Below are 21,821 nucleotides of genomic sequence, written 5' to 3' on the forward strand. Positions count from 1 at the left end.
AGGAGGAAAGTGATGAGTCTGGAAACCTGGCTGCTGTTCAGCGGCGCTGCGCTGGTGGTGATCCTGATCCCGGGGCCATTGTCTTTGCTGATGATCAGCAACAGTTTGAACTACGGTTTGCGCCGGTCGTACCCGGCGTTTCTCGGTGGCGTGATTGCTTCGATTTGTCTGCTCAGTGCCTCGGCGCTGGGCCTGGGCGCCCTGCTGCTGGCATCGGAACAGCTGTTCAGCGCGCTGAAGATCGTCGGCGCGCTGTACCTGTTCTACCTCGCCTGGCAGAGCTGGCAGCAATCGCGCCAGCCATCGGTGGGCGCTGAAGTGCCCCAGGCTGCGCCGGTACCGCGCTTTCGTGCCCTGTTCGGGCGCGCGTTTGTGTTGGGCGCGAGCAATCCGAAGGACATTCTGTTCTTCGCCGCTTTCCTGCCACAGTTCTTGAGTGCCGAGCAGCCGTTTTTGCCGCAGCTGCTGGTGATGATTGCGACCTGGACCGTGCTCGATCTGCTGTGCAAGTTGGCGTATGGGCTGGGCGCCCATGGCGCGGCTCGGTATCTGCGCACGGGTAAAGGACAGAGTTGGTTTAACCGGATCAGCGCGGGGTTGTTCAGTGGTGCGGGGGCGGCGTCGTTGTTGAGCCGTTAAGGGCAAAAGCTTCGCGGGCAAGCCTCGCTCCTACAGGGTTTGTGTCGTTCACCGGCATTGCGGACGGCACAACATCTGTAGAAGCGAGGCTTGCCCGCGAAGGCGTCATCCGCCACACCACATTTTCCGGGACAAAAAAAAGCCCGCAGTGTGGGCGGGCAAAAGACCAAAGAAGCTTTATGCGCAGATTCTTGGGGGAGTCTAGCTTCCTCTGTAGGTCGAATAGCTGTACGGCGAAATCAGCAGCGGCACGTGGTAGTGATCCTGTTCCGCAGAGATGCCGAACCGCAGCACCACCACGTCGAGGAACGCCGGCTCCGGCAACTGAACGCCACGGGCGCGGTAGTAATCGCCCGCATGAAACTGAACCTGATAGACCCCGGAACGGTAGTCATCGCCTTGCAGCAACGGTGCATCGACACGGCCATCGCTGTTGGTGATCGCGCTGGCGACCAATTCCAGCTGCGAGCCTTCAACGCGGTACAACTCGACCTTGATCGAGCTGCCCGGGCAACCGTGTGCAGCGTCCAAAACGTGTGTAGTCAAACGTCCCATTGATTCTGCGCGCCTGCCTGCATACAGCAGTCAGGCCTCGCGCCTCCCGAAGTCAGTTGAAAAGGAGACCGCACCGTTTCGGAGCACGAAAAGCTGCGGCGAGCGACTGATTAAGACACTTTTCAAAAAAATTGTACACAATAAAAACGACATTTTTATCGCCACCACCGCCACACAAGGTTTCCCGGCGAATCTGACCACGAACCATGCGTGCAGCGGACCTCTTATCCATTAGCTGACCAGTCAGGCAGGTTTCTTGCAGTAACACCCATTCATGACAGTCAGTGAAAAATGCAAAAAATCAGGCTTACAAATTGAATATAAAGTTGTATACAATCAGCCCATCGCTGTGACGCCACACCAGGCTGCCACACAACTCTGACCTTGAATAAGTCGACACGAACAAGAAGGAAGACTGCAGTGAGCGCTGACTACCCACGCGACCTGGTTGGTTACGGCAGTAACCCTCCGCACCCACACTGGCCGGGCAATGCCCGCATCGCCCTGTCCTTCGTGCTCAATTACGAGGAAGGTGGCGAGCGCAATATCCTGCATGGCGATAAAGAATCCGAAGCCTTCCTTTCGGAAATGGTCTCGGCGCAGCCGCTGCAAGGCGCGCGCAACATGAGCATGGAATCCCTTTACGAGTATGGCAGCCGCGCCGGCGTGTGGCGGGTGCTTAAACTGTTCAAGGAATTCGACATCCCGCTGACCATCTTCGCCGTCGCCATGGCCGCCCAGCGCCACCCGGACGTGATCCGTGCCATGGTCGAAGCCGGCCACGAAATCTGCAGCCACGGCTATCGCTGGATCGACTACCAGTACATGGACGAAGCCCAGGAACGCGAGCACATGCTCGAAGCGATCCGCATCCTCACCGAACTCACCGGCGAACGCCCGTTGGGCTGGTACACCGGCCGCACCGGCCCGAACACCCGCCGGCTGGTGATGGAAGAAGGTGGTTTCCTCTACGACTGCGACACCTACGACGACGACCTGCCCTACTGGGAACCCAACAACCCGACCGGCAAGCCGCACCTGGTGATCCCGTACACCCTGGACACTAACGACATGCGTTTCACCCAGGTCCAGGGTTTCAACAAGGGCGACGATTTCTTCGAATACCTCAAAGATGCGTTCGACGTGCTGTACGCCGAAGGGGCCGAGGCGCCAAAAATGTTATCGATCGGTTTGCACTGCCGCCTGATTGGCCGTCCGGCGCGTCTGGCCTCGCTCAAGCGCTTTATCGAATACGCTAAAAGTCATGAACAGGTGTGGTTCAGCCGTCGCGTCGACATCGCTCGCCACTGGCACGAAACCCACCCGTACCAAGGGGCTGCGAAATGAGCACCTTTCAAACCGTCAAACCATCGAGCCTGAGCCGCGACGCGTTTGTCGCCGCGTTCGCCGACATCTACGAACATTCGCCATGGGTGGCCGAGAAGGCCTTCGACCTGGGCCAGGACGCTTCGATCGACGAGATCGAAACCCTGCACCAGCGCATGAGCGACATTCTGTTGAGCGCCGATCACGCCAGCCAACTGGCCCTGATCAACGCTCACCCCGACCTGGCCGGCCGTGCGGCCGTCCAGGGCGAACTGACCGAAGCCAGCACCAATGAACAAGCTGGCGCCGGGATTCACCAATGCACGGCCGAAGAGTTCCAGCGCTTCACCGAGCTGAACGACGCCTACAAAGCCAAGTTCAAGTTTCCCTTCATCATGGCGGTAAAAGGCAGCAACCGGCATCAGATCCTCGCGGCGTTCGAAACGCGCATTCACAACACGGAAGACACCGAGTTCAAATGCGCGCTGGCGGAGATCAACAAGATCGCCCTGTTCCGATTACTGACCCTATAGCGATCCTGGCCCGAGAAACCTCATGAACGCTTGCGTTTCCCAGGGCCCCGAGAGCATCCCAAGCCAACTAATTAAAGGCAGACAAGAAGAATGAAAGCTTACGCCGTACCTTTCGAGAAGTTCGTCAACCTGGCCGACGCCCGCCTGGGCACCAAAATCATCTCGGTCACCGATGACTGGTTCGCTGATGCCAACCGCCTGTTCCAGCCGACCCCGGCCGTGTGGAAAGAAGGCGTGTTCGATGACAACGGCAAGTGGATGGACGGCTGGGAATCGCGCCGCAAACGCTTCGAAGGCTATGACAGCGCAGTGATTCGCCTGGGTGTCGCGGGTTCGATCAAAGGCGTGGACATCGACACTTCATTCTTCACCGGTAACTACCCGCCGTCGGCGTCCCTGGAAGCCTGTTTCCTGGCTGAAGGCGAGCCGACCGAAAACACCCAGTGGGTTGAAGTGCTGTCGGCCGTCGAGCTGCAAGGCAACAGCCACCACTACCACGAAATCAACAACGACCAGGCCTTCAGCCACCTGCGCTTCAACATCTACCCGGATGGCGGCGTAGCGCGTCTGCGTGTGTACGGTGTGCCGCACCGTGACTGGTCGGCGGTGGGCGACAACGAGCAGATCGACCTGGCCGCAGCCCTCAACGGTGGCCGCGCACTCGCCTGCTCCGACGAACATTTCGGTCGCATGAGCAACATCCTCAACCCGGGCCGTGGCATCAACATGGGCGATGGCTGGGAAACCGCACGTCGTCGCACACCGGGCAATGACTGGGTGATCGTGGCGCTGGGTCATGCCGGCGAAGTCGAGAAAGTCATCGTCGACACCCTGCACTTCAAGGGCAACTACCCGGACACCTGCTCCATTCAAGGTGCATTCGTGAAGGGCGGTACCGACAGCCAGATCGAAACCCAATCGCTGTTCTGGCGCGAACTGCTGCCGGCGCAGAAACTGGAAATGCACGCCGAACACGCCTTCGCCGAGCAGATCAAGGCCCTGGGGCCGATCACCCACATCCGCCTCAATGTGTTCCCGGATGGGGGCGTGAGTCGCCTGCGCGTATTGGGCAAGGTCGCTAAATAACACCCGATCGTTCCCACGCTCTGCGTGGGAATGCATCACCGGACGCTCCGCGTCCGCTTTGGATGTGACGCAGAGCGTCACCGGCTGCATTCCCACGCAGAGCGTGGGAACGATCAACAGAACTCAACGAAAAGAAGACCAGCATGCGCACACTGACGATTGAACCGCTGACCAAAGAAGCTTTCGCCCCTTTCGGTGATGTGATCGAAACCGACGGCAGCGATCACTTCATGATCAACAACGGTTCGACCATGCGCTTTCATAAACTGGCGACGGTGCAAACCGCCACGCCAGAAGACAACGCGATCATCAGCATCTTCCGCGCCGACGCGCAGGACATGCCGCTGACCGTCAGCATGCTGGAGCGTCACCCGCTGGGCAGCCAGGCTTTCATTCCGCTGCTCGGCAACCCCTTTCTGATCGTGGTCGCGCCACTTGGCGATGAACCTGTATCAGGCTTGGTCCGCGCCTTCGTCACCAACGGCAGGCAGGGCATTAATTACCATCGCGGCGTTTGGCACCATCCGGTGCTGACGATCGAAAAGCGGGATGACTTCCTGGTGGTTGATCGCAGTGGCACAGGCAATAACTGCGATGAGCATTTTTTCAAAGAGGATGAGCGGTTGATCCTTGCCCCCCACCAATAAGAGAAGGTCTGATCACTCGACAACAGAGTGACAGGCGAGAGGTAAAGACTGTGGAAGCACATCTGTTGGAATGGCTGAACCTGAGCGTGCGCTGGGTTCACATGATTACTGGCGTGGCCTGGATCGGTGCGTCGTTCTATTTCGTCTGGCTGGAAAACAACCTCAATCGGGTCAACCCGAAAAGTGGTCTGGCAGGCGATCTGTGGGCGATCCACGGCGGCGGTATCTATCACCTGGAAAAATACAAACTGGCTCCACCGACCATGCCGGACAACCTGCACTGGTTCAAATGGGAAGCCTACTTCACCTGGATGTCGGGGATCGCGCTGCTGTGCGTGGTGTTCTACTCCAACCCGACACTCTATCTGCTGGCCCCGGGCAGCACCCTGAGCGGTCCTGAAGGCGTGGCCATCGGTATCGGCTCGCTGTTCATCGGCTGGTTCATCTACTCCTTCCTCTGCGACTCGGCCCTGGGCAAACGCCCTGCCCTGCTCGGCGGCATCCTGTTCGTTTTGATCATTGCGGCGGCCTACGGCTTCAGCAAAGTGTTCAGCGGTCGTGGTGCGTACCTGCACGTCGGCGCGATCATCGGCACCATCATGGTCGGTAACGTGTTCCGCATCATCATGCCGGCGCAACGGGCACTGGTGGCGGCGATTGCCGAGAACCGCACGCCCGATCCGGCGCTGCCGGCCAAAGGCTTGCTGCGTTCGCGTCATAACAACTACTTCACCTTGCCGGTGCTGTTCATCATGATCAGCAACCACTTCCCGAGCACCTTCGGCAGCCAATACAACTGGCTGATCCTGGCCGGGATCGCGGTGCTGGCGGTGTTGGTGCGTCACTACTTCAACACCCGCCACGACAGCCACAAGTTTGCCTGGACCCTGCCGGTCGCAGCCGTCGGCATGATCAGCCTGGCCTACGTGACGGGCCCGGCGCAAATGCCGAGCGCACCGGAAGTGGCCAAGGCCCCTGGCACCATCGAGTACCAACCGTTGCCGGAAACCGCCGTCGGTGGAGGCCTCAAACCTGAAGCGGCGAAACCTGCAGCTCCAGCCGCCGCACCGGCGCAAGCATCGAACCAGGGCCCGGCGTTCGACAAGGTGCACAGCGTGATTCAGGAACGCTGCGCCGTGTGTCATTCGGCCAAACCCACCAGCCCGCTGTTCAGTGCAGCCCCGGCCGGCGTGATGTTCGATACCCCGCAACAAATCCAGCAATTGGCCCCGCGGATCCAGGCGCAAGCCGTCGCCAGCCAGATCATGCCACTGGGCAACATCACACAGATGACCCAACAGGAACGTGACCTGATTGGTGCGTGGATTGTTCAGGGAGCCCAGACCAATTAATCGCTGAAAAGCTTCGCGGGCAAGCCTCGCTCCTACAAGGTCCACGCTGACCTGTAGGAGCAAGACTTGCCCGCGAACGGCCGCGCCGCGGTCACCTGATACAAAAATCACAAGAATAAAAAAGATCCGAGGTGTTGCATGTCCGAGCTATCCGAAGCGCGCATCCCCGACGCACCCGCCATTCAGCGTTTGCCCCTTTTGCAACTGATCCTGGTCGGTCTGCAACATGTTCTGCTGATGTACGGCGGTGCCATCGCGGTGCCGCTGATCATCGGACAGGCCGCTGGCCTGAGTCGTGAAGAAATCGCCTTCCTGATCAACGCCGACCTGCTGGTGGCCGGCATCGCCACCATCGTGCAATCCCTCGGCATCGGCCCGATGGGCATTCGCATGCCGGTGATGATGGGCGCCAGTTTCGCTGCGGTCGGCAGCATGGTGGCCATGGCCGGCATGCCCGGGATCGGCTTGCAGGGGATCTTCGGTGCGACCATCGCCGCCGGGTTCTTCGGCATGCTCATCGCGCCGTTCATGTCCAAAGTCGTGCGTTTCTTCCCGCCGCTGGTGACCGGCACGGTCATCACCTCGATCGGTTTGTCGCTGTTCCCCGTGGCCGTGAACTGGGCCGGTGGCGGTGCCGGCGCCGCTCAATTCGGCTCGCCTATTTACCTGGCCATCGCCGCACTGGTGCTGGCCACGATTCTGCTGGTCCACCGCTTTATGCGCGGGTTCTGGGTCAATATTTCCGTGCTGATCGGCATGTGCCTGGGCTACGTACTCTGCGGCGTGATCGGCATGGTCGACCTCAGCGGCATGGCCCAGGCGCCGTGGGTGCAGATCGTCACGCCGCTGCATTTCGGCATGCCCAAATTTGAACTCGCACCGATCCTGTCCATGTGCCTGGTGGTGGTGATTATCTTCGTCGAGTCCACCGGGATGTTCCTCGCCCTGGGCAAGATCACCGACCGCGAAGTCTGCCCACGGATGCTGCGTCGCGGCCTGCTGTGTGACGCCGCGGCCTCGTTCTTCGCCGGATTCTTCAACACCTTCACCCACTCCTCCTTCGCCCAGAACATCGGCCTGGTGCAGATGACCGGCGTGCGCTGCCGCTCGGTGACCATCGTCGCCGGTGGCTTGCTGGTGATGCTCAGCCTGGTGCCGAAAGCGGCGTTCCTGGTGGCGTCGATTCCCCCGGCGGTCCTCGGCGGCGCGGCGATTGCGATGTTCGGCATGGTCGCGGCGACCGGGATCAAAATCCTGCAAGAAGCCGACATCGGCGACCGGCGCAATCAGTTGCTGGTGGCGGTGAGCATCGGCATGGGCCTGATCCCGGTGGTGCGTCCGGAGTTCTTCGCGCACCTGCCGATGTGGATGAGCCCGATCACCCACAGCGGCATCGCCATGGCGACCTTGAGTGCCCTGTCCCTGAACCTGCTGTTCAACATTCTCGGCGGTAAAGAGCGCGCAGCCATCAACGACTGCGCCGCCCACCCGCACTGATCGAAACCTGCGACCTGGCTGCCCTGTGGCAGCCAGCAACTGCCTGCGCCTCAACAATAAAAACAAGAGGAAGCACCAGATGGTTTTTACCCCCTCAAGTCTGTCGTTTTGCGACGCCAGGCCACCCGCCGCCAACCGTGCCCCAAACCTGTCGTCGGTGCGCTGTTGCGGGGCACTTGAGACCTGGCCAAGGAGTCAGTATTCTCCGCGGCCGCCCGAATCCGGTCTAAAAAAAAGCCCGGATTTAATTCCTGACCAGAAAGCCAACTTACCCCGGCACTGGACGGTAGCAAGGCATTCAAAAATCTCCCGTAATCGACTGTTTTCGAACAGCCGAACGGGAGTTTTTTGGCTTTTCGAAAGCCTTGGCTCAGCTCTTGCTAACAGCAACAAAGCTGACCGAATGGATGAATTTTCAAAGCTGCAAAGAAAGGCGCCACACCAGAGCGCCGACCTAAGAAAAAAAACGTGGAACCACCTACTTTTTGGGAGCAACCGAATGAAACGTACGTGCACCAGCCTGATGCTCGCGGGATCCTTGCTGGCCGGGGGCCAAGCGATGGCCGGCGACCTGCTGCAATGGCAGAACAACAGCCTGACCTACCTGTATGGCAAGGACTTCAAGGTCAACCCGCACATTCAGCAAACCGTCACTTTCGAGCACGCCGATGCCTGGAAATATGGGGATAACTTCCTGTTCATCGACAAGATCTTCTACAACGGTGACAAGGACTTCAACAACGGCCCGAACACCTACTACGGTGAGTTCCAGCCCCGCATTTCGTTGGGCAAAGTCCTGGACCAGAAGATCGAATTCGGCCCGATCAAAGACGTCTTGCTGGCGATGACTTACGAGTTCGGCGAAGGTGATTCCGAGTCTTACCTGATCGGCCCGGGTTTCGACCTGGCGATTCCCGGTTTCGACTACTTCCAGCTGAACTTCTACCAGCGCCATCCTGATGGCGATCGTCCAGGCAACAACGTCTGGCAGATCACCCCCGTCTGGTCCTACACCATCCCGGTCGGTGACTCGAACATCCTGATCGATGGCTACATGGACTGGGTGGTCGACAACGACAAAAACGCCCGTGGCGAATACCACGCCAACCTGCACTTCAACCCGCAGGTCAAATACGACCTGGGCAAGGCGCTGAATTTCGGCGAGAAGCAGTTGTACGTCGGTGTGGAATACGACTACTGGAAGAACAAGTACGGGATTGATGACACCAACGCGTTTACCACCAACCAGAACGTGACGAGCTTCCTGGTGAAGTTCCACTTCTGATGAGCTGAAGACAAGAGACCGCAGCTGCTATCCGCCACGTGCGCATCCGGGGTGGGTGGGGGTTGTGGTCTTTTGTTTTGTGGTGTCCGGGAGGACGTCTTCGCGGGCAAGCCTCGCTCCTACAGGTTTTGTGTCGTTCGGGGATTATGTGAACGACATAAAATCCGTAGGAGCAAAGCTTGCTCGCGATAGCCACACCGCCAATCTCAAGCGGCGATCACCGGCTCCGCCAACCCCAAAAACCGGCACAACTCATCGCGCTTGGCCAACGCATCCCGCCGCCCGAGATCAATCAACTCGCTGCAATACCCCGCCTCGAACAGCAGATAACTCAACACCCCCGCCCCGCTGGTCTTGGTCGCACCCGGTCCGCGCAGGAACAGGCGCAACGCTGCCGGCAATTCCTGGCGATGCCGCGCGGCAATCTCGTCGATTGGCTGGCTCGGCGAAATCACCAGTACTTCCACCGGTGCCACGCCCAGGGCACGGGTCGGCGTGCCATCGGGCATCAAGTGGCTGAACTGATTCAGACGCTGCAACAGCTCGATATCGCTTTCCAGGCTGTCAATGAACGTGCTGTTGAGCATGTGCCCGCCAATCTGCGCCAGGGTCGGCTGCTGGCCGGTGTAGGCCCGTTGCAACGGTTGTTCCGGGTCGACCCCGCGCGGGTTGCCGCTGACACCCACCACCAGCACCCTGCTCGCTCCCAGGTGCAGGGCCGGGCTGATCGGTGCCGACTGGCGCACCGCGCCATCGCCGAAAAACTCTTCGCCGATCTTCACCGGGGCGAACAACAACGGAATCGCCGAGCTGGCCAGCAAGTGTTCAACGGTCAATTGGGTCGGCACGCCGATCCGCCGATGGCGCAACCAGGCATCGATGGTGCCGCCGCCCTGATAGAACGTCACTGCCTGGCCGGATTCGTAATCCGAATGCAGTCACCGCCACCGCTTGCAACTGCTTCTGCGCGATGGCCTCGGCGATGCCGTTCATTTGCAGTTTGTCGTTGAGCAAGCCACGCAGCGGCGAACTGTTGAGCAATGCCACCGGCACCTGGGCGCCGATGCCGAGCAAACTGTGGCTGACAAAGCGGCTGGCCTGGTGGATCACGCCGGGCCAGTCGCTGCGCAACACCAGATGACTGCGGAAGCCTTGCCAGAACGCGGTCAGGCGCTCGATGGCGCCGCGAAAGTCCATCGCCCCGCTGGCCAGGCTGACGGCGTTGATCGCCCCGGCCGAGGTGCCGACGATCACCGGGAACGGATTGTCCGCGCCCGGCGGCAGCAATTCGGCAATCGCCGCCAGCACGCCCACCTGATACGCCGCTCGAGCCCCGCCGCCGGAAAGAATCAACCCTGTAACCGGTTCAGCTGGGCGCATCGCAACACTCCATGGTGCTTAAGGGGATCGGTGGTTCAACCGCGTTTTGCGTAGAGTTTCGGCTCGCCGGGCGGACGGCTCTTGAAGCGGCGATGGGCCCAGAGGTATTGCTCCGGGCAATCGCGCAAGGCGCCTTCGACCCATTGATTGATGCGCAGGCAATCGGCCTCTTCGGTCTCGCCGGGGAAACCTTCGAGCGGCGCATGGATCACCAAGCGATAACCACTGCCGTCCGCCAGTCGCTCCTGGGTGAACGGCACCACCAGCGCCTTGCCCAACCGCGCGAATTTGCTGGTGGCCGTGACGGTCGCCGCCTGAATCCCGAACAGCGGCACGAAGATACTTTGCTTGGCGCCGTAGTCCTGATCCGGTGCGTACCAGATCGCCCGGCCCGCCCGCAGCAACTTGAGCATGCCGCGCACGTCGTCGCGTTCTACCGCCAGCGAATCGAGGTTGTGCCGCTCGCGGCCGCGCCGCTGGATGTAGTCGAACAATGGATTCTTGTGTTCGCGGTACATGCCATCAATGGTGTGCTGCTGACCGAGCAATGCCGCGCCGATTTCCAGCGTGGTGAAATGCACAGCCATCAGAATCACGCCCTTGCCGTCGCGTTGGGCTTTTTTCAGATGCTCCAGGCCTTCGACATGGGCCAGTTTGGCCAGACGCTGGCGCGACCACCACCAACTCATGGCCATTTCGAAGAAAGCGATGCCGGTGGAGGCGAAGTTTTCCTTGAGCAGGCGCTTGCGCTCCTCGGCGGACTTTTGCGGGAAACACAGCTCAAGATTGCGCTTGGCGATGCGCCGTCGGTCGCCGGCCGCCCGGTACATCAAGGCACCCAGGAGGCGGCCGACTCGCAGCAACGCCGGATACGGCAACTGGACAATCAGCCACAACAGCCCCAGCCCGCACCACAGCGGCCAGAAACGTGGAGAAAGAAAGGCGGGACGAAAACGCGGGCGATCCATTAAAGCTTCCGGAAAGACGATGGCCGCGCATTCTACATCGTTCGACCCGGCTTGCGGCCTGCGGGCGTTCTCGTTATAAGTCTCGGCACTTTTAGTGACAAGCCGTTGTATGCCGACCATGAGCCAAACCGAACCGCTAGACCAAGATCCTGTGTTCCAGTTGAAGGGCAGCATGCTCGCCATTACGGTGCTGGAACTGGCCCGTAACGACCTCGAGAACCTCGATCGACAACTGGCCGCCAAGGTTGCCCAGGCGCCGAATTTCTTCAGCAATGCGCCGCTGGTGCTGGCCCTGGACAAACTCCCGGCCAGCGAAGGCGCCGTCGATTTGCCGGGCCTGATGCGCGTGTGCCGTTCCCATGGCCTGCGCACCCTGGCGATCCGCGCCAGCCGCATCGAGGACATCGCCGCCGCCATCGCCGTCGACCTGCCGGTGCTGCCGCCGTCCGGTGCCCGTGAGCGGCCGCTGGACCCGAACGAAGGCGTCGTGGTGAAAAAACCGGAAAAACCACCGGAACCGACGATTAAACCGACCAAGGTAATCACTTCGCCAGTACGTGGTGGCCAACAGATCTATGCCCAGGGTGGCGATCTGGTCATCGTTTCGTCGGTCAGCCCGGGGGCGGAACTTCTCGCCGATGGGAACATCCATGTATACGGCCCGATGCGCGGTCGTGCACTGGCCGGGGTCAAGGGCGACACGAAAGCGCGGATTTTCTGCCAGCAGATGAGCGCCGAACTGCTCTCCATCGCTGGTCATTACAAGGTTTCCGAGGACCTGCGGCGCGATCCGTTGTGGGGCTCGGGCGTACAAGTCAGCCTGTCGGGCGACGTGTTGAACATCATTCGGCTTTAACGGATACTGCCGCATTTTCCAAGCATCTCTAAAACGTAGCGAAAACGGCTCAAACGAAGTAGGAAAAAGGCCAAAAGCAGTGTTTACCGCCGGTAAATACCGCCCAGGACCGGATTCCAGCCAAGGCTGTCCGACTGCAGTAGTTTTTCAAGAGATGTTTTTCAGGGGCTAAAAGTCCTTTTTCCTTAGGGGTGAAACACCTTGGCCAAGATTCTCGTGGTTACATCCGGCAAGGGTGGTGTGGGTAAGACCACCACCAGCGCCGCTATCGGTACCGGCCTCGCTCTGCGCGGCCACAAAACAGTGATCGTCGACTTCGACGTCGGTTTGCGTAACCTCGACCTGATCATGGGTTGTGAACGTCGCGTGGTGTATGACTTCGTCAACGTGGTCAACGGCGAAGCCAACCTGCAACAAGCCCTGATCAAAGACAAGCGCCTGGAAAACCTCTACGTACTGGCCGCCAGTCAGACCCGCGATAAAGACGCGCTGACCGTCGAAGGCGTGGAAAAGGTTCTGATGGCGCTGAAAGAAGACTTCGATTTCGTGGTCTGCGACTCCCCGGCCGGCATCGAGAAAGGTGCTCACCTGGCCATGTACTTCGCTGATGAAGCGATCATCGTGACCAACCCGGAAGTCTCCTCGGTACGTGACTCGGACCGCATGCTGGGCCTGCTGGCCAGCAAGTCCCGTCGCGCCGAACGGGGTGAAGACCCGATCAAGGAACACCTGCTGTTGACCCGCTACAACCCGCAACGCGTCAGCGACGGCGAAATGCTCGGTGTTGAAGACGTCAAAGAGATTCTGGCCGTGACCCTGCTGGGCGTCATCCCGGAATCCCAGGCCGTACTGAAAGCCTCCAACTCCGGTGTGCCCGTGATTCTCGACGACCAGAGCGATGCCGGTCAGGCATACGGCGATGCGGTCGACCGCCTCCTTGGCAAAGAAAAGGAACATCGTTTCCTCGATGTGACGAAGAAAGGCTTCTTCGAGCGCCTGTTTGGAGGTAAATAATGAATCTTTTTGACTTCTTTCGTGCCAGTAAAAAGGTTAGTACCGCGTCGGTAGCGAAAGAGCGTCTACAGATCATCGTGGCGCATGAACGCGGCCAGCGCAGTACCCCGGACTACCTGCCAGCCTTGCAGAAGGAACTGGTGGAAGTGATCCGCAAGTACGTCAATATCGGGTCCGATGACGTGCACGTCGCCCTGGAAAACCAGGGTAGCTGCTCGATTCTGGAACTCAATATCACCCTGCCAGATCGCTAGTCGATCCGGCGGGAGCCACGGCGGCTCAGACCTGCGCCCCGCGTAGGAGCAAAGCTTGCTCGCGATAGCATCACCTCGGTTTACCAGATGGACCGAGTTGCCTGCATCGCAAGCAAGCTTTGCTCCTACGGGGTGCAGGGTTCTGAGCCGCCGTTGGCGTTTGTTACGAGGCTGTTTTAATGCCGTTGTCCAACGTCCACATCATCCATCAGGACGACGCTGTCCTGGTGGTGAACAAACCGACCCTGTTGCTCTCCGTCCCTGGCCGGGCCGACGACAACAAGGATTGCCTGATCACCCGCCTGCAGGAAAACGGTTACCCGGAAGCGCGTATCGTCCATCGCCTGGACTGGGAAACCTCCGGCATCATCCTGCTGGCCCGTGACCCGGACACCCATCGCGAGCTGTCTCGGCAATTTCACGACCGCGAAACCGAAAAGGCCTACACCGCCCTGGCCTGGGGTCAGCCGGAACTGGACAGCGGCAGCATCGACCTGCCCCTGCGCTACGATCCACCGACCAAGCCACGGCATGTGGTGGACCACGAATTCGGCAAGAACGCCCTGACGTTCTGGCGCGTGCTTGAGCGTTGTGGCGACTGGTGCCGTGTCGAGCTGACGCCGATCACCGGCCGCTCCCATCAGCTGCGGGTTCACATGTTGTCCATCGGCCATCCACTGCTGGGTGACGGGCTCTACGCCCACGAGCAGGCCCTGGCTGCCTGGCCGCGCCTGTGCCTGCACGCGAGCATGCTCAGCTTCACCCATCCTCAAACCGGCGAACGCTTGCGTTTCGAGTGTCCGGCACCGTTTTAAGCACTGCCTGACAAGCAGTCGCCCGCTTTAAGAAATAAGGATACCGATCCGGATGCGTTGTACCGATCCCCTGGCAACACCCGTCAAGAAAACCCGCAACCAACTGCTTTACCTGATCTACGGCAACCAGGACGTTTACCGCCGCGAAGCCAAGTTCAGCATCTTGACCGCACTGTCCCACGCCAAAAACGGCAAGTGTCCCAGCATCCGAATCCTCACGGACCGCCCCGAGGACTATGCTGGCTGGCCGGTCGATACCGTATTTCTGAGTCAGGAAACCCTGACCCAATGGCAGGGCGAAAACGGCTATCACCACCGCCGCAAGGCCTGCGCGATTGCCGCCGGCCTGAAGCTTGCGGAAAAAACCCTGTTCGTCGATACCGACACGCTGTTCACCAGCGACCCGAACCGGATTTTCAGCCAGATTCAGCCTGGCCAATACCTGATGGATCGCTTCGAGTACGACTGGCAGTACGTCTGCGAGCGCCCCGAATACCAGAAGCTCGGCGCGTGTCTGGACGCCCACGGCATCACCCCGACCAACGGTTTCAAGCTGTACAACAGTGGCCTGTGCGGCGTGACCGACCGTGACGGCGCCCTGTTCGACGAATCCATCCGGTTGATCGACGAATGGACCCGGGACGGCTACGACATCCACACCATCGAGCAGATTGCGTTGTCGTTCGCGATGCGTAACAAGCCCGTGGCTGAGGCGAAAAAGTACATCTATCACTACTTCGCCGAAAAACGTTTCTTCCATGCGATGGTTGCCTATTTCTTCTCCCGGCATGGCGAGCAGTTCAGCCAGGATCTGGTTGAGCTTTGCCGTGACGTGCCGCGGGTCAAACCGTTTCCGTCGGCCTGGCAGCGGCTGAAAATCAAATGGAAGTTGCGCCACCAGAACGGCGCGCTGCGCAAGGTCGGTCGCGACTTGCTGTATGGCAGCGCCGCACCGGAGGGGGCGTATTACGGGGCTTGCCGCCATGAATGGTGGGAATGCGCCTCGCGGGAAATCCTGCGTTGGGACAAGAACAGTCAGAAAAAGCTGTTGAACGCCCGTAATCGCTGGCCGGAGCAATTGCCCAAACCGGACAAATCCGAAGATGAACGGGTGATCATGCAGTACCTGAAAAAACGCGTCGAGGCCGCCGGCTGACGTCGGCGACACACGTCATGCCCAAAGCCCCAGGCCAATACGTTAAACTCCCGCCCATTGCTGTCTGGAGTTTCTTATGCGCGAAGAGTTGAACCAAGGCCTGATCGACTTCCTCAAGGCCTCCCCTACCCCGTTTCATGCCACCGCCAGCCTGGTCCAGCGTCTGGAAGCAGCAGGTTTTGCGCGTCTTGACGAGCGTGAGCCGTGGACCGTCGAAACCAACGGTCGTTACTACGTCACCCGTAACGACTCCTCGATTGTCGCGTTCAAGATGGGCCGTCACTCGCCCCTGCACGGCGGCATCCGCCTGGTCGGCGCCCACACCGACAGCCCCTGCCTGCGGGTCAAGCCGCAGCCGGAACTGCAACGCCAGGGTTTCTGGCAATTGGGCGTCGAAGTCTATGGCGGCGCGCTGCTGGCACCGTGGTTCGACCGTGACCTGTCCCTGGCCGGGCGCGTGACCTTCCGCCGCGACGGCAAGGTCGAGAGCCAGTTGATCGATTTCAAGGCGCCGATCGCCACCATCCCCAACCTGGCCATTCACCTCAACCGTGAAGCCAACATGGGCTGGGCGATCAACGCGCAAACCGAGTTGCCGCCGATCCTCGCGCAATTCGCCGGTGACGAGCGCGTGGACTTCCGCGCCGTGCTCACCGACCAACTCGCCCGCGAACACGGGCTCAACGCCGACGTGGTGCTCGACTACGAGCTGAGCTTCTACGACACCCAAAGTGCTGCGGTGATTGGCCTGCATGGCGACTTCATTGCCGGTGCGCGCCTGGACAACCTGCTGTCGTGCTACGCCGGCCTGCAAGCGTTGCTGACCACCGAAACCGACGAAACCTGCGTGCTGGTGGCCAACGATCACGAAGAAGTCGGTTCCTGCTCGGCTTGCGGCGCCGATGGCCCGATGCTGGAGCAGGCCCTGCGTCGCCTGCTGCCTGAGGGTGATGAATTCGTACGCACCATTCAGAAATCCCTGCTGGTCTCGGCGGACAACGCCCACGGCGTTCATCCCAACTACGCCGACAAGCACGACGCCAACCACGGCCCGAAACTCAACGCCGGCCCGGTGATCAAGGTCAACAGCAACCAGCGCTACGCCACCAACAGCGAAACCGCCGGGTTCTTCCGCCATCTGTGCATGGCCGAAGAAGTTCCGGTGCAAAGCTTCGTGGTGCGCAGCGACATGGGCTGCGGCTCGACCATCGGCCCGATCACCGCCAGCCACCTGGGCGTGCGCACCGTGGACATCGGCCTGCCGACCTTCGCCATGCACTCGATCCGCGAACTGTGCGGCAGCCACGATCTGGCGCACCTGGTCAAAGTGCTGAGCGCGTTCTACGCCTGCCGCGAGCTTCCATAACCCGGGAATTGTGAAAAACCTATGTGGCGAGGGGGCTTGCCCCCGTTGGGATGCGCAGCATCCCCAAACCATCCAATGCGTTCCGCCTGACAGACCGCAGTGACTGGATTGACGACTGCTTCGCAGCCGAACGGGGGCAAGCCCCCTCGCCACAAGTGATTCAATTTTGATACATCGCTCCACCGGTCGCCGAAAAGCCACCTAGACTTAAGTTATCCCCTACGCCAAGGCAGTCGCCATGATCTCGATGTCCTCGTTCCACGTGATGCTGATCCCGATTCTCGTCGGCATGATCATGCTGGCCATCGGCTTCAATTTCCGTGACAAGAACGCCGGCGTGTTCGCCATGTGGCTCGGCATGCTGATGATCCTGGCCACCGTGGTTTACAAGATCCTGGCCAAACTCAACGAATAAATCCGCGCGCCCGCTCGCATTGATTTTGACGGGCTCGTACACTCGGCCGATCCGCTCTTCCCGAGGTTGACCGCCTAGTGTTCGCTCGTCTTTTTGCCCTGCCCTGTTTACTCCTTGTCTGCCTCATGACGCTGCTACCGATGACGCCTGCCCAGGCAGTCAGTCTGCCGGGGCTGCTCAACAATTCAGCGAAGGCCCAGCCCGAAGTCCAGGAACCCCTGGGCCAATCCCTCGACGAAGTGATCAAGTCCCTGGAGAACGACCAGCAGCGCACCAAACTGCTGGCGGACCTGAAGAAGCTGCGCGATGTCACCAAAAAAGCCCAGCCCACCGCCGAGCAAGGCGTACTCGGCTTGATCGGCGGCACCCTGGCCAGTTTCGAAAAGCAGTTTTCCGGTGCCGATAGCCCGATAACCCGCTGGTCCGAAGAATTCGACCTGGCCAAGGAAGAACTCTCGGCGCTGATGCTGCCGGCCAACGAATGGCTGCCGATCATCTTTGCCTTCGCCATGATCCTGATGGTCTGGAGCCTGCTGGCCGCCGCGCTGATCTGGGTCAGTCACCGGGTGCGCATGCGTTTCGGCCTGACCGAAGAACTGCCGCAACACCCCAAGGCCCTCGACATGCTGCGCTTCGCGTTGCGCAAACTCGGGCCGTGGCTGATTGCCTTGGTGATGACGGTTTACATGACCTACGCGCTGCCCTCGTCTCTGGGTAAAAGCCTGGCGATGGTGCTGGCGTATGCGCTGGTGGTCGGCACCTGTTTCTCGGCGATCTGCGTGATCGCCTTTTCCGTGCTCGACGGCCCGCACCGCCATCGCGCCTTGTACATCCTGCGCCATCAGGCGTTCCGGCCGCTGTGGCTGATCGGCAGTTTCGCCGCGTTCGGCGAAGCCCTGAGCGACCCGCGCCTGGTGGCCAGCCTCGGTAGCCATCTCGCGCACACTGCTGCGACGGTGGCCAATGTGTTGGCCGCATTGTCCACCGGGTTGTTCATCCTGCGCTTCCGTCGGCCGATCGCGCATTTGATCCGCAACCAGCCGCTGTCCCGGCGCCTGACCCGCCGCGCCCTCAGCGACACCATCGATATCCTCGGCACCTTCTGGTACGTGCCGGCGCTGGTGCTGGTGTGCATTTCGCTGTTCGCCACGTTCATTTCGGCGGGCGATACCAGCACCGCGTTGCGCCAGTCGCTGATCTGCACGGTGTTGCTGGTGTTGTGCATGGTCATCAACGGGCTGGTGCGCCGGCACTCGCTGAGGCCACAACGGGGTGTGAAGCGCCATGCGTTGTATTCCGAGCGTCTGAAAAGCTTCTGCTACACCCTGGCCCATCTGTTGGTGTGGCTGGTGTTTATCGAGCTGGGTTTACGGGTCTGGGGCATGTCACTGATTTCCTTCACCGAAGGTGAGGGCCATGAAGTCAGCGTCAAGTTGTTCAGCCTGGCCGGCACGCTGATTTTCGCCTGGCTGATCTGGATCCTCAGCGACACCGCCGTGCACCACGCCCTCACCCGCTCGCGCAAAGGCCTGGCCAATGCCCGGGCGCAGACGATGATGCCGCTGATCCGCAACGTGCTGTTCGTGGCGATCTTCATCATTGCGCTGATCGTCGCCCTGGCGAACATGGGCATGAACGTCACGCCACTGCTGGCCGGTGCCGGTGTGATCGGTCTGGCCATCGGTTTCGGTGCGCAGTCGCTGGTCGCAGACTTGATCACCGGGCTGTTCATCATCATCGAAGACTCCCTGGCCATCGACGACTACGTGGACGTCGGCGGTCACCTGGGCACCGTCGAAGGCCTGACCATCCGCACCGTGCGCCTGCGGGACATCGACGGCATCGTCCACACCATTCCGTTCAGCGAAATCAAAAGCATCAAGAACTACTCCCGGGAATTCGGCTACGCGATCTTCCGGGTGGCGGTGCCCTCCAACATGGACATCGACGAAGCAATCAAACTGATGCGCGAAGTCGGCCAGAAAATGCGCACCGATCCGCTGCAACGGCGCAACATCTGGTCGCCGCTGGAGATCCAGGGTGTCGAGAGTTTCGAGTCCGGCAACGCGATTCTTCGCGCCCGGTTCAAGACTGCGCCGATCAAACAGTGGGAAGTGTCCCGGGCGTTCAACCTGTCGCTTAAACGGCATCTGGATGAGGCGGGGCTGGATTTGGCGACGCCGCGCATGAGCGTGCAGGTGATGACAGCCGGCGGCGGGCAGCAGAAGGAATAGCACTTAGGCGCGAGGTTCGGGTCACAGGCAAGGCAGCCAGAAAAACAATAACCAAGGAGAAACCCGATGCAGCTCACACGCATTGCCCAGACAGTTTTGCTGACCCTCCTCGCCGGCCATGCCGGCGCCGCAACGCTGGAGAGCGCCCGCGAGCAAATCGCCGTCCAGGCCAAGGCGCTTGAACCCCAATTGCTGGAAACCCGCCGTGACATCCACGCGCACCCGGAGCTGGGCAACACCGAAAAACGCACGGCGGAACTGGTCGCCAAACAACTGCGAGCCATGGGCCTGGAGGTCAAGACCGGCGTCGCCCGCACCGGCGTGGTCGCCATCCTCAAAGGCGCCCTGCCCGGCCCGACCGTGGCCCTGCGCGCCGACATGGATGCGCTGCCGGTCAAGGAAGTCTCGGACCTGCCCTTCGCCTCGAAAGCCAAAGGCACCTACCTCGATAAAGAAGTCGACGTGATGCACGCCTGCGGCCACGACGCCCACACCGCGATCCTGTTGAGCACGGCGAAAATCCTCAGCGGCATGCGCGACACCCTGCCCGGCACCGTGGTGTTCTATTTCCAGCCGGCCGAAGAAGGCCCGAGCGACTTCATCCCGGATGGCAAAAACACCTGGGGCGCGAAGATGATGATCGAGGAAGGCGTGATGAAATCGCCCAAGCCAGACGCAGTCTTCGGCCTGCACGTCTGGGCCGGCGTCCCCGCCGGTCAGATCGCCTACCGCCCCGGCCCGACCCTGGCCAGCTCCGACGACCTGCGCATCAAGATCCTCGGCAAACAAACCCACGCCGGTCGCCCCTGGGATGGTATCGACCCGATCACTGTCGGCGCGCAAACCATCGTCGGCCTGCAAACCGTGGTCAGCCGCCGCACCGATATCTCCTCTTATCCGTCGGTGGTCAGCATCGGCACCATCAACGGCGGCACCCGCTACAACATCATTCCCGAGTCCGTGGACATGACCGGCACCATCCGCTCCTACGACTACGGCATCCGCCAGAAACTGCATGCCGACGTGCGCCAGACCGTGGAGAAAATCGCCGAGAGCGGCGGCGCGAAGGCTGAAGTGACCATCATCGAGAAATACGACCCGACGATTAACAACCCGGCGCTGACCGAGAAGATGCTACCGACCCTGCGCTGGGCCGCGAAAGATGACGTGGTGCAAGGGCCGCTGGTGGGTGGCGCGGAGGACTTCTCGTTCTATGCCAAGGAAACGCCGGGGCTGTTTGTGTTTCTCGGGGTCACGCCGCGGGATCAGGACATGAGCAAAGCGGCGCCGAATCATAATCCGGGGTTCTTTGTCGATGAGTCGGCGCTGGGGGTTGGGGTGCGGACGTTGGCTTCGCTGGCGACTGATTACCTGTACGCCAACACCAAACCCTGACGCCTTTGTAGGAGCGAGCGGGGGCTTCACACGACGTCGACACCCACATGAATCGCATCGTGGCGCCAAAACTCCAGGTCACAATCGATCAACCGCTCATGCTGATCGTAATTGACCCGGGCAATCCGCAATCCGGGGCTGCCCACCGACACCCGTAAAGCCGCCGCCGCATCCACCGACAACGACGTCGGCACAATCTCGAACCTCACCCGCCCGTAGTGCAAATCGTAGTGCCGCGCATACAGCTCGGTAATCGACTGATTCAGATCGAAGTCGAGAATCCCCGGGAAATACTGCGGGTTCAGGTAGTGCTCCACGTACAACACCAGTCGCCCATCGATCCGCCGGGCCCGGCAAATCTGGATCACGCTGGACAACGCCGGCAGTTGCAACCAGGCGCACACAGCCGCCGATGCCGGCTGCAAACGCGCGGAAATCACCTCAGTCGAAGGCACCCGCCCCTGGGCGCTGACCATCGCGTGAAAGTGGCTGCGCTGCATCAGGTTGTAGGCCAGGCGCGGCGGCGAGACGAACCAGCCCCGGCGCTCCTCGCGATAAATCTGCCCTTGGGCTTCCAGTTGCAACAACGCTTCGCGCACGGTAATCCGCGTGGTGCCGAACAACTCACTGAGCTTGCGCTCGGCCGGCAGCTTGCTGCCCGCCGCCAACAGGCCGTGGTCGAGTTGTTCCTGCAGGACCTGGCCAATGGCTGTCACCGCTTTTGTTGCCTCATCGCGCATCAACGTTACCTATCTGGACTAGACCAGCACTGTTTCGGGGCAGAACCGCACGGCAAAACCGGCTCGTTTCAACATTCTGCAAGCCTAGGCAGTGCAGATGACTGAGAGATGACAGCTGCCCAACGGTCATCCCCAACGCCGGTCAAAACCTTGCAATACATCGGCCAAGTGCCTTGCCCTGCGGGCCTTCACCCATGGTCTACGCTTACCGGGCACCCGCCAATTGCGGGCAAATAAAAGTCCTGAAGGGCGACCAGCGACATGAAAGTGTCATGCAGTCCCCTTAAATTGGCTCAGGTATTGCTGAC

20 protein-coding genes and 1 pseudogene are annotated in these 21,821 nt (G+C 60.6%); 17 read left to right on the top strand and 4 right to left on the bottom strand.

What is annotated here, in order from left to right; all coding sequences use genetic code 11:
* The first annotated feature begins 12 nt into the window (after nt 1–12).
* Entirely contained in the window at nt 13–639 is a 627-nt protein-coding gene (locus FQ192_RS00325) for a LysE family translocator (RefSeq protein ID WP_054048710.1), read from the top strand.
* 201 nt (nt 640–840) lie between these two features.
* Here FQ192_RS00325 and uraH read toward each other — a convergent pair whose 3' ends face one another.
* Nucleotides 841–1,194: a hydroxyisourate hydrolase gene (uraH, locus tag FQ192_RS00330; RefSeq protein ID WP_010456673.1), complete on the bottom strand. Its 354-nt coding sequence runs from the start codon at nt 1,192–1,194 to the stop codon at nt 841–843.
* Between the two features lie 420 nt (nt 1,195–1,614).
* Between uraH and puuE the strand changes: the two genes are divergently transcribed.
* From puuE to FQ192_RS00365, 7 genes are all read left to right on the top strand, one after another.
* Nucleotides 1,615–2,541, top strand: a complete 927-nt coding sequence (puuE, locus tag FQ192_RS00335) for an allantoinase PuuE (RefSeq protein WP_054048713.1) — start codon at nt 1,615–1,617, stop codon at nt 2,539–2,541.
* Nucleotides 2,538–3,053, top strand: a complete 516-nt coding sequence (gene uraD, locus FQ192_RS00340) for a 2-oxo-4-hydroxy-4-carboxy-5-ureidoimidazoline decarboxylase (RefSeq protein ID WP_149656897.1) — start codon at nt 2,538–2,540, stop codon at nt 3,051–3,053. The genes puuE and uraD overlap by 4 nt, the downstream gene beginning before the upstream one ends.
* Nucleotides 3,054–3,143: 90 nt before the next feature.
* Nucleotides 3,144–4,139 (top strand): allantoicase, encoded by a 996-nt coding sequence (alc, locus tag FQ192_RS00345; protein WP_149656898.1) that lies wholly within the window; start codon nt 3,144–3,146, stop codon nt 4,137–4,139.
* Nucleotides 4,140–4,282: 143 nt separating this feature from the next.
* Nucleotides 4,283–4,786: an ureidoglycolate lyase gene (locus FQ192_RS00350; RefSeq protein ID WP_010456681.1), complete on the top strand. Its 504-nt coding sequence runs from the start codon at nt 4,283–4,285 to the stop codon at nt 4,784–4,786.
* Nucleotides 4,787–4,836: 50 nt separating this feature from the next.
* The gene (locus FQ192_RS00355; protein ID WP_149656899.1) at nt 4,837–6,138 is read left to right on the top strand and encodes a urate hydroxylase PuuD; all 1,302 of its coding nucleotides are present in this window, start codon (nt 4,837–4,839) and stop codon (nt 6,136–6,138) included.
* Between the two features lie 138 nt (nt 6,139–6,276).
* Nucleotides 6,277–7,635: a nucleobase:cation symporter-2 family protein gene (locus FQ192_RS00360; RefSeq protein ID WP_149656900.1), complete on the top strand. Its 1,359-nt coding sequence runs from the start codon at nt 6,277–6,279 to the stop codon at nt 7,633–7,635.
* 499 nt (nt 7,636–8,134) lie between these two features.
* Complete coding sequence (locus FQ192_RS00365) at nt 8,135–8,920, top strand: outer membrane protein OmpK (RefSeq protein ID WP_149656901.1); 786 nt, start codon at nt 8,135–8,137, stop codon at nt 8,918–8,920.
* Nucleotides 8,921–9,126: 206 nt separating this feature from the next.
* Here the strand turns inward: FQ192_RS00365 and FQ192_RS00370 are convergent.
* Together FQ192_RS00370 and FQ192_RS00375 are read right to left on the bottom strand one after the other, a co-directional pair.
* A pseudogene (locus tag FQ192_RS00370) lies at nt 9,127–10,300 on the bottom strand (patatin-like phospholipase family protein).
* A 35-nt stretch (nt 10,301–10,335) separates the two neighbouring features.
* A complete protein-coding gene (locus FQ192_RS00375; protein WP_149656902.1) occupies nt 10,336–11,268 on the bottom strand; it encodes a lipid A biosynthesis lauroyl acyltransferase in 933 nt (310 codons plus the stop codon).
* Between the two features lie 118 nt (nt 11,269–11,386).
* On the opposite strand from FQ192_RS00375, the gene minC reads away from it, so the two are divergent.
* From minC to FQ192_RS00420, 9 genes are all read left to right on the top strand, one after another.
* On the top strand, nt 11,387–12,124 hold the full coding sequence (gene minC, locus FQ192_RS00380; protein ID WP_149656903.1) for a septum site-determining protein MinC: 738 nt from the start codon (nt 11,387–11,389) through the stop codon (nt 12,122–12,124).
* 201 nt (nt 12,125–12,325) lie between these two features.
* The gene (gene minD / locus FQ192_RS00385) at nt 12,326–13,138 is read left to right on the top strand and encodes a septum site-determining protein MinD (protein WP_054049606.1); all 813 of its coding nucleotides are present in this window, start codon (nt 12,326–12,328) and stop codon (nt 13,136–13,138) included.
* Nucleotides 13,138–13,392 (top strand): cell division topological specificity factor MinE, encoded by a 255-nt coding sequence (gene minE / locus FQ192_RS00390; RefSeq protein ID WP_007898843.1) that lies wholly within the window; start codon nt 13,138–13,140, stop codon nt 13,390–13,392. The genes minD and minE overlap by 1 nt, the downstream gene beginning before the upstream one ends.
* 179 nt (nt 13,393–13,571) lie before the next feature.
* On the top strand, nt 13,572–14,207 hold the full coding sequence (locus tag FQ192_RS00395; protein WP_133836605.1) for an RluA family pseudouridine synthase: 636 nt from the start codon (nt 13,572–13,574) through the stop codon (nt 14,205–14,207).
* Between the two features lie 52 nt (nt 14,208–14,259).
* Nucleotides 14,260–15,363: a hypothetical protein gene (locus tag FQ192_RS00400; protein WP_149656904.1), complete on the top strand. Its 1,104-nt coding sequence runs from the start codon at nt 14,260–14,262 to the stop codon at nt 15,361–15,363.
* 76 nt (nt 15,364–15,439) lie between these two features.
* On the top strand, nt 15,440–16,729 hold the full coding sequence (locus tag FQ192_RS00405; protein WP_149656905.1) for a M18 family aminopeptidase: 1,290 nt from the start codon (nt 15,440–15,442) through the stop codon (nt 16,727–16,729).
* A gap of 238 nt (nt 16,730–16,967) precedes the next feature.
* Nucleotides 16,968–17,144, top strand: a complete 177-nt coding sequence (locus tag FQ192_RS33920) for a hypothetical protein (RefSeq protein WP_178128972.1) — start codon at nt 16,968–16,970, stop codon at nt 17,142–17,144.
* A 77-nt stretch (nt 17,145–17,221) separates the two neighbouring features.
* Nucleotides 17,222–19,378, top strand: coding sequence for a mechanosensitive ion channel family protein (locus tag FQ192_RS00415; RefSeq protein ID WP_149656906.1), 2,157 nt, complete (start codon nt 17,222–17,224; stop codon nt 19,376–19,378).
* A gap of 66 nt (nt 19,379–19,444) precedes the next feature.
* Nucleotides 19,445–20,773 carry an amidohydrolase gene (locus FQ192_RS00420; RefSeq protein WP_149656907.1) on the top strand — a complete coding sequence of 443 codons (1,329 nt, stop codon included), beginning with the start codon at nt 19,445–19,447 and terminating at the stop codon, nt 20,771–20,773.
* Between the two features lie 26 nt (nt 20,774–20,799).
* Here FQ192_RS00420 and FQ192_RS00425 read toward each other — a convergent pair whose 3' ends face one another.
* A complete protein-coding gene (locus FQ192_RS00425; protein WP_123510692.1) occupies nt 20,800–21,513 on the bottom strand; it encodes a UTRA domain-containing protein in 714 nt (237 codons plus the stop codon).
* Nucleotides 21,514–21,821: the final 308 nt, after the last annotated feature.

Origin of the sequence: Pseudomonas sp. ANT_J12, assembly GCF_008370045.1 — a bacterium.
In the GTDB taxonomy this organism is placed as follows: Bacteria; Pseudomonadota; Gammaproteobacteria; order Pseudomonadales; family Pseudomonadaceae; genus Aquipseudomonas.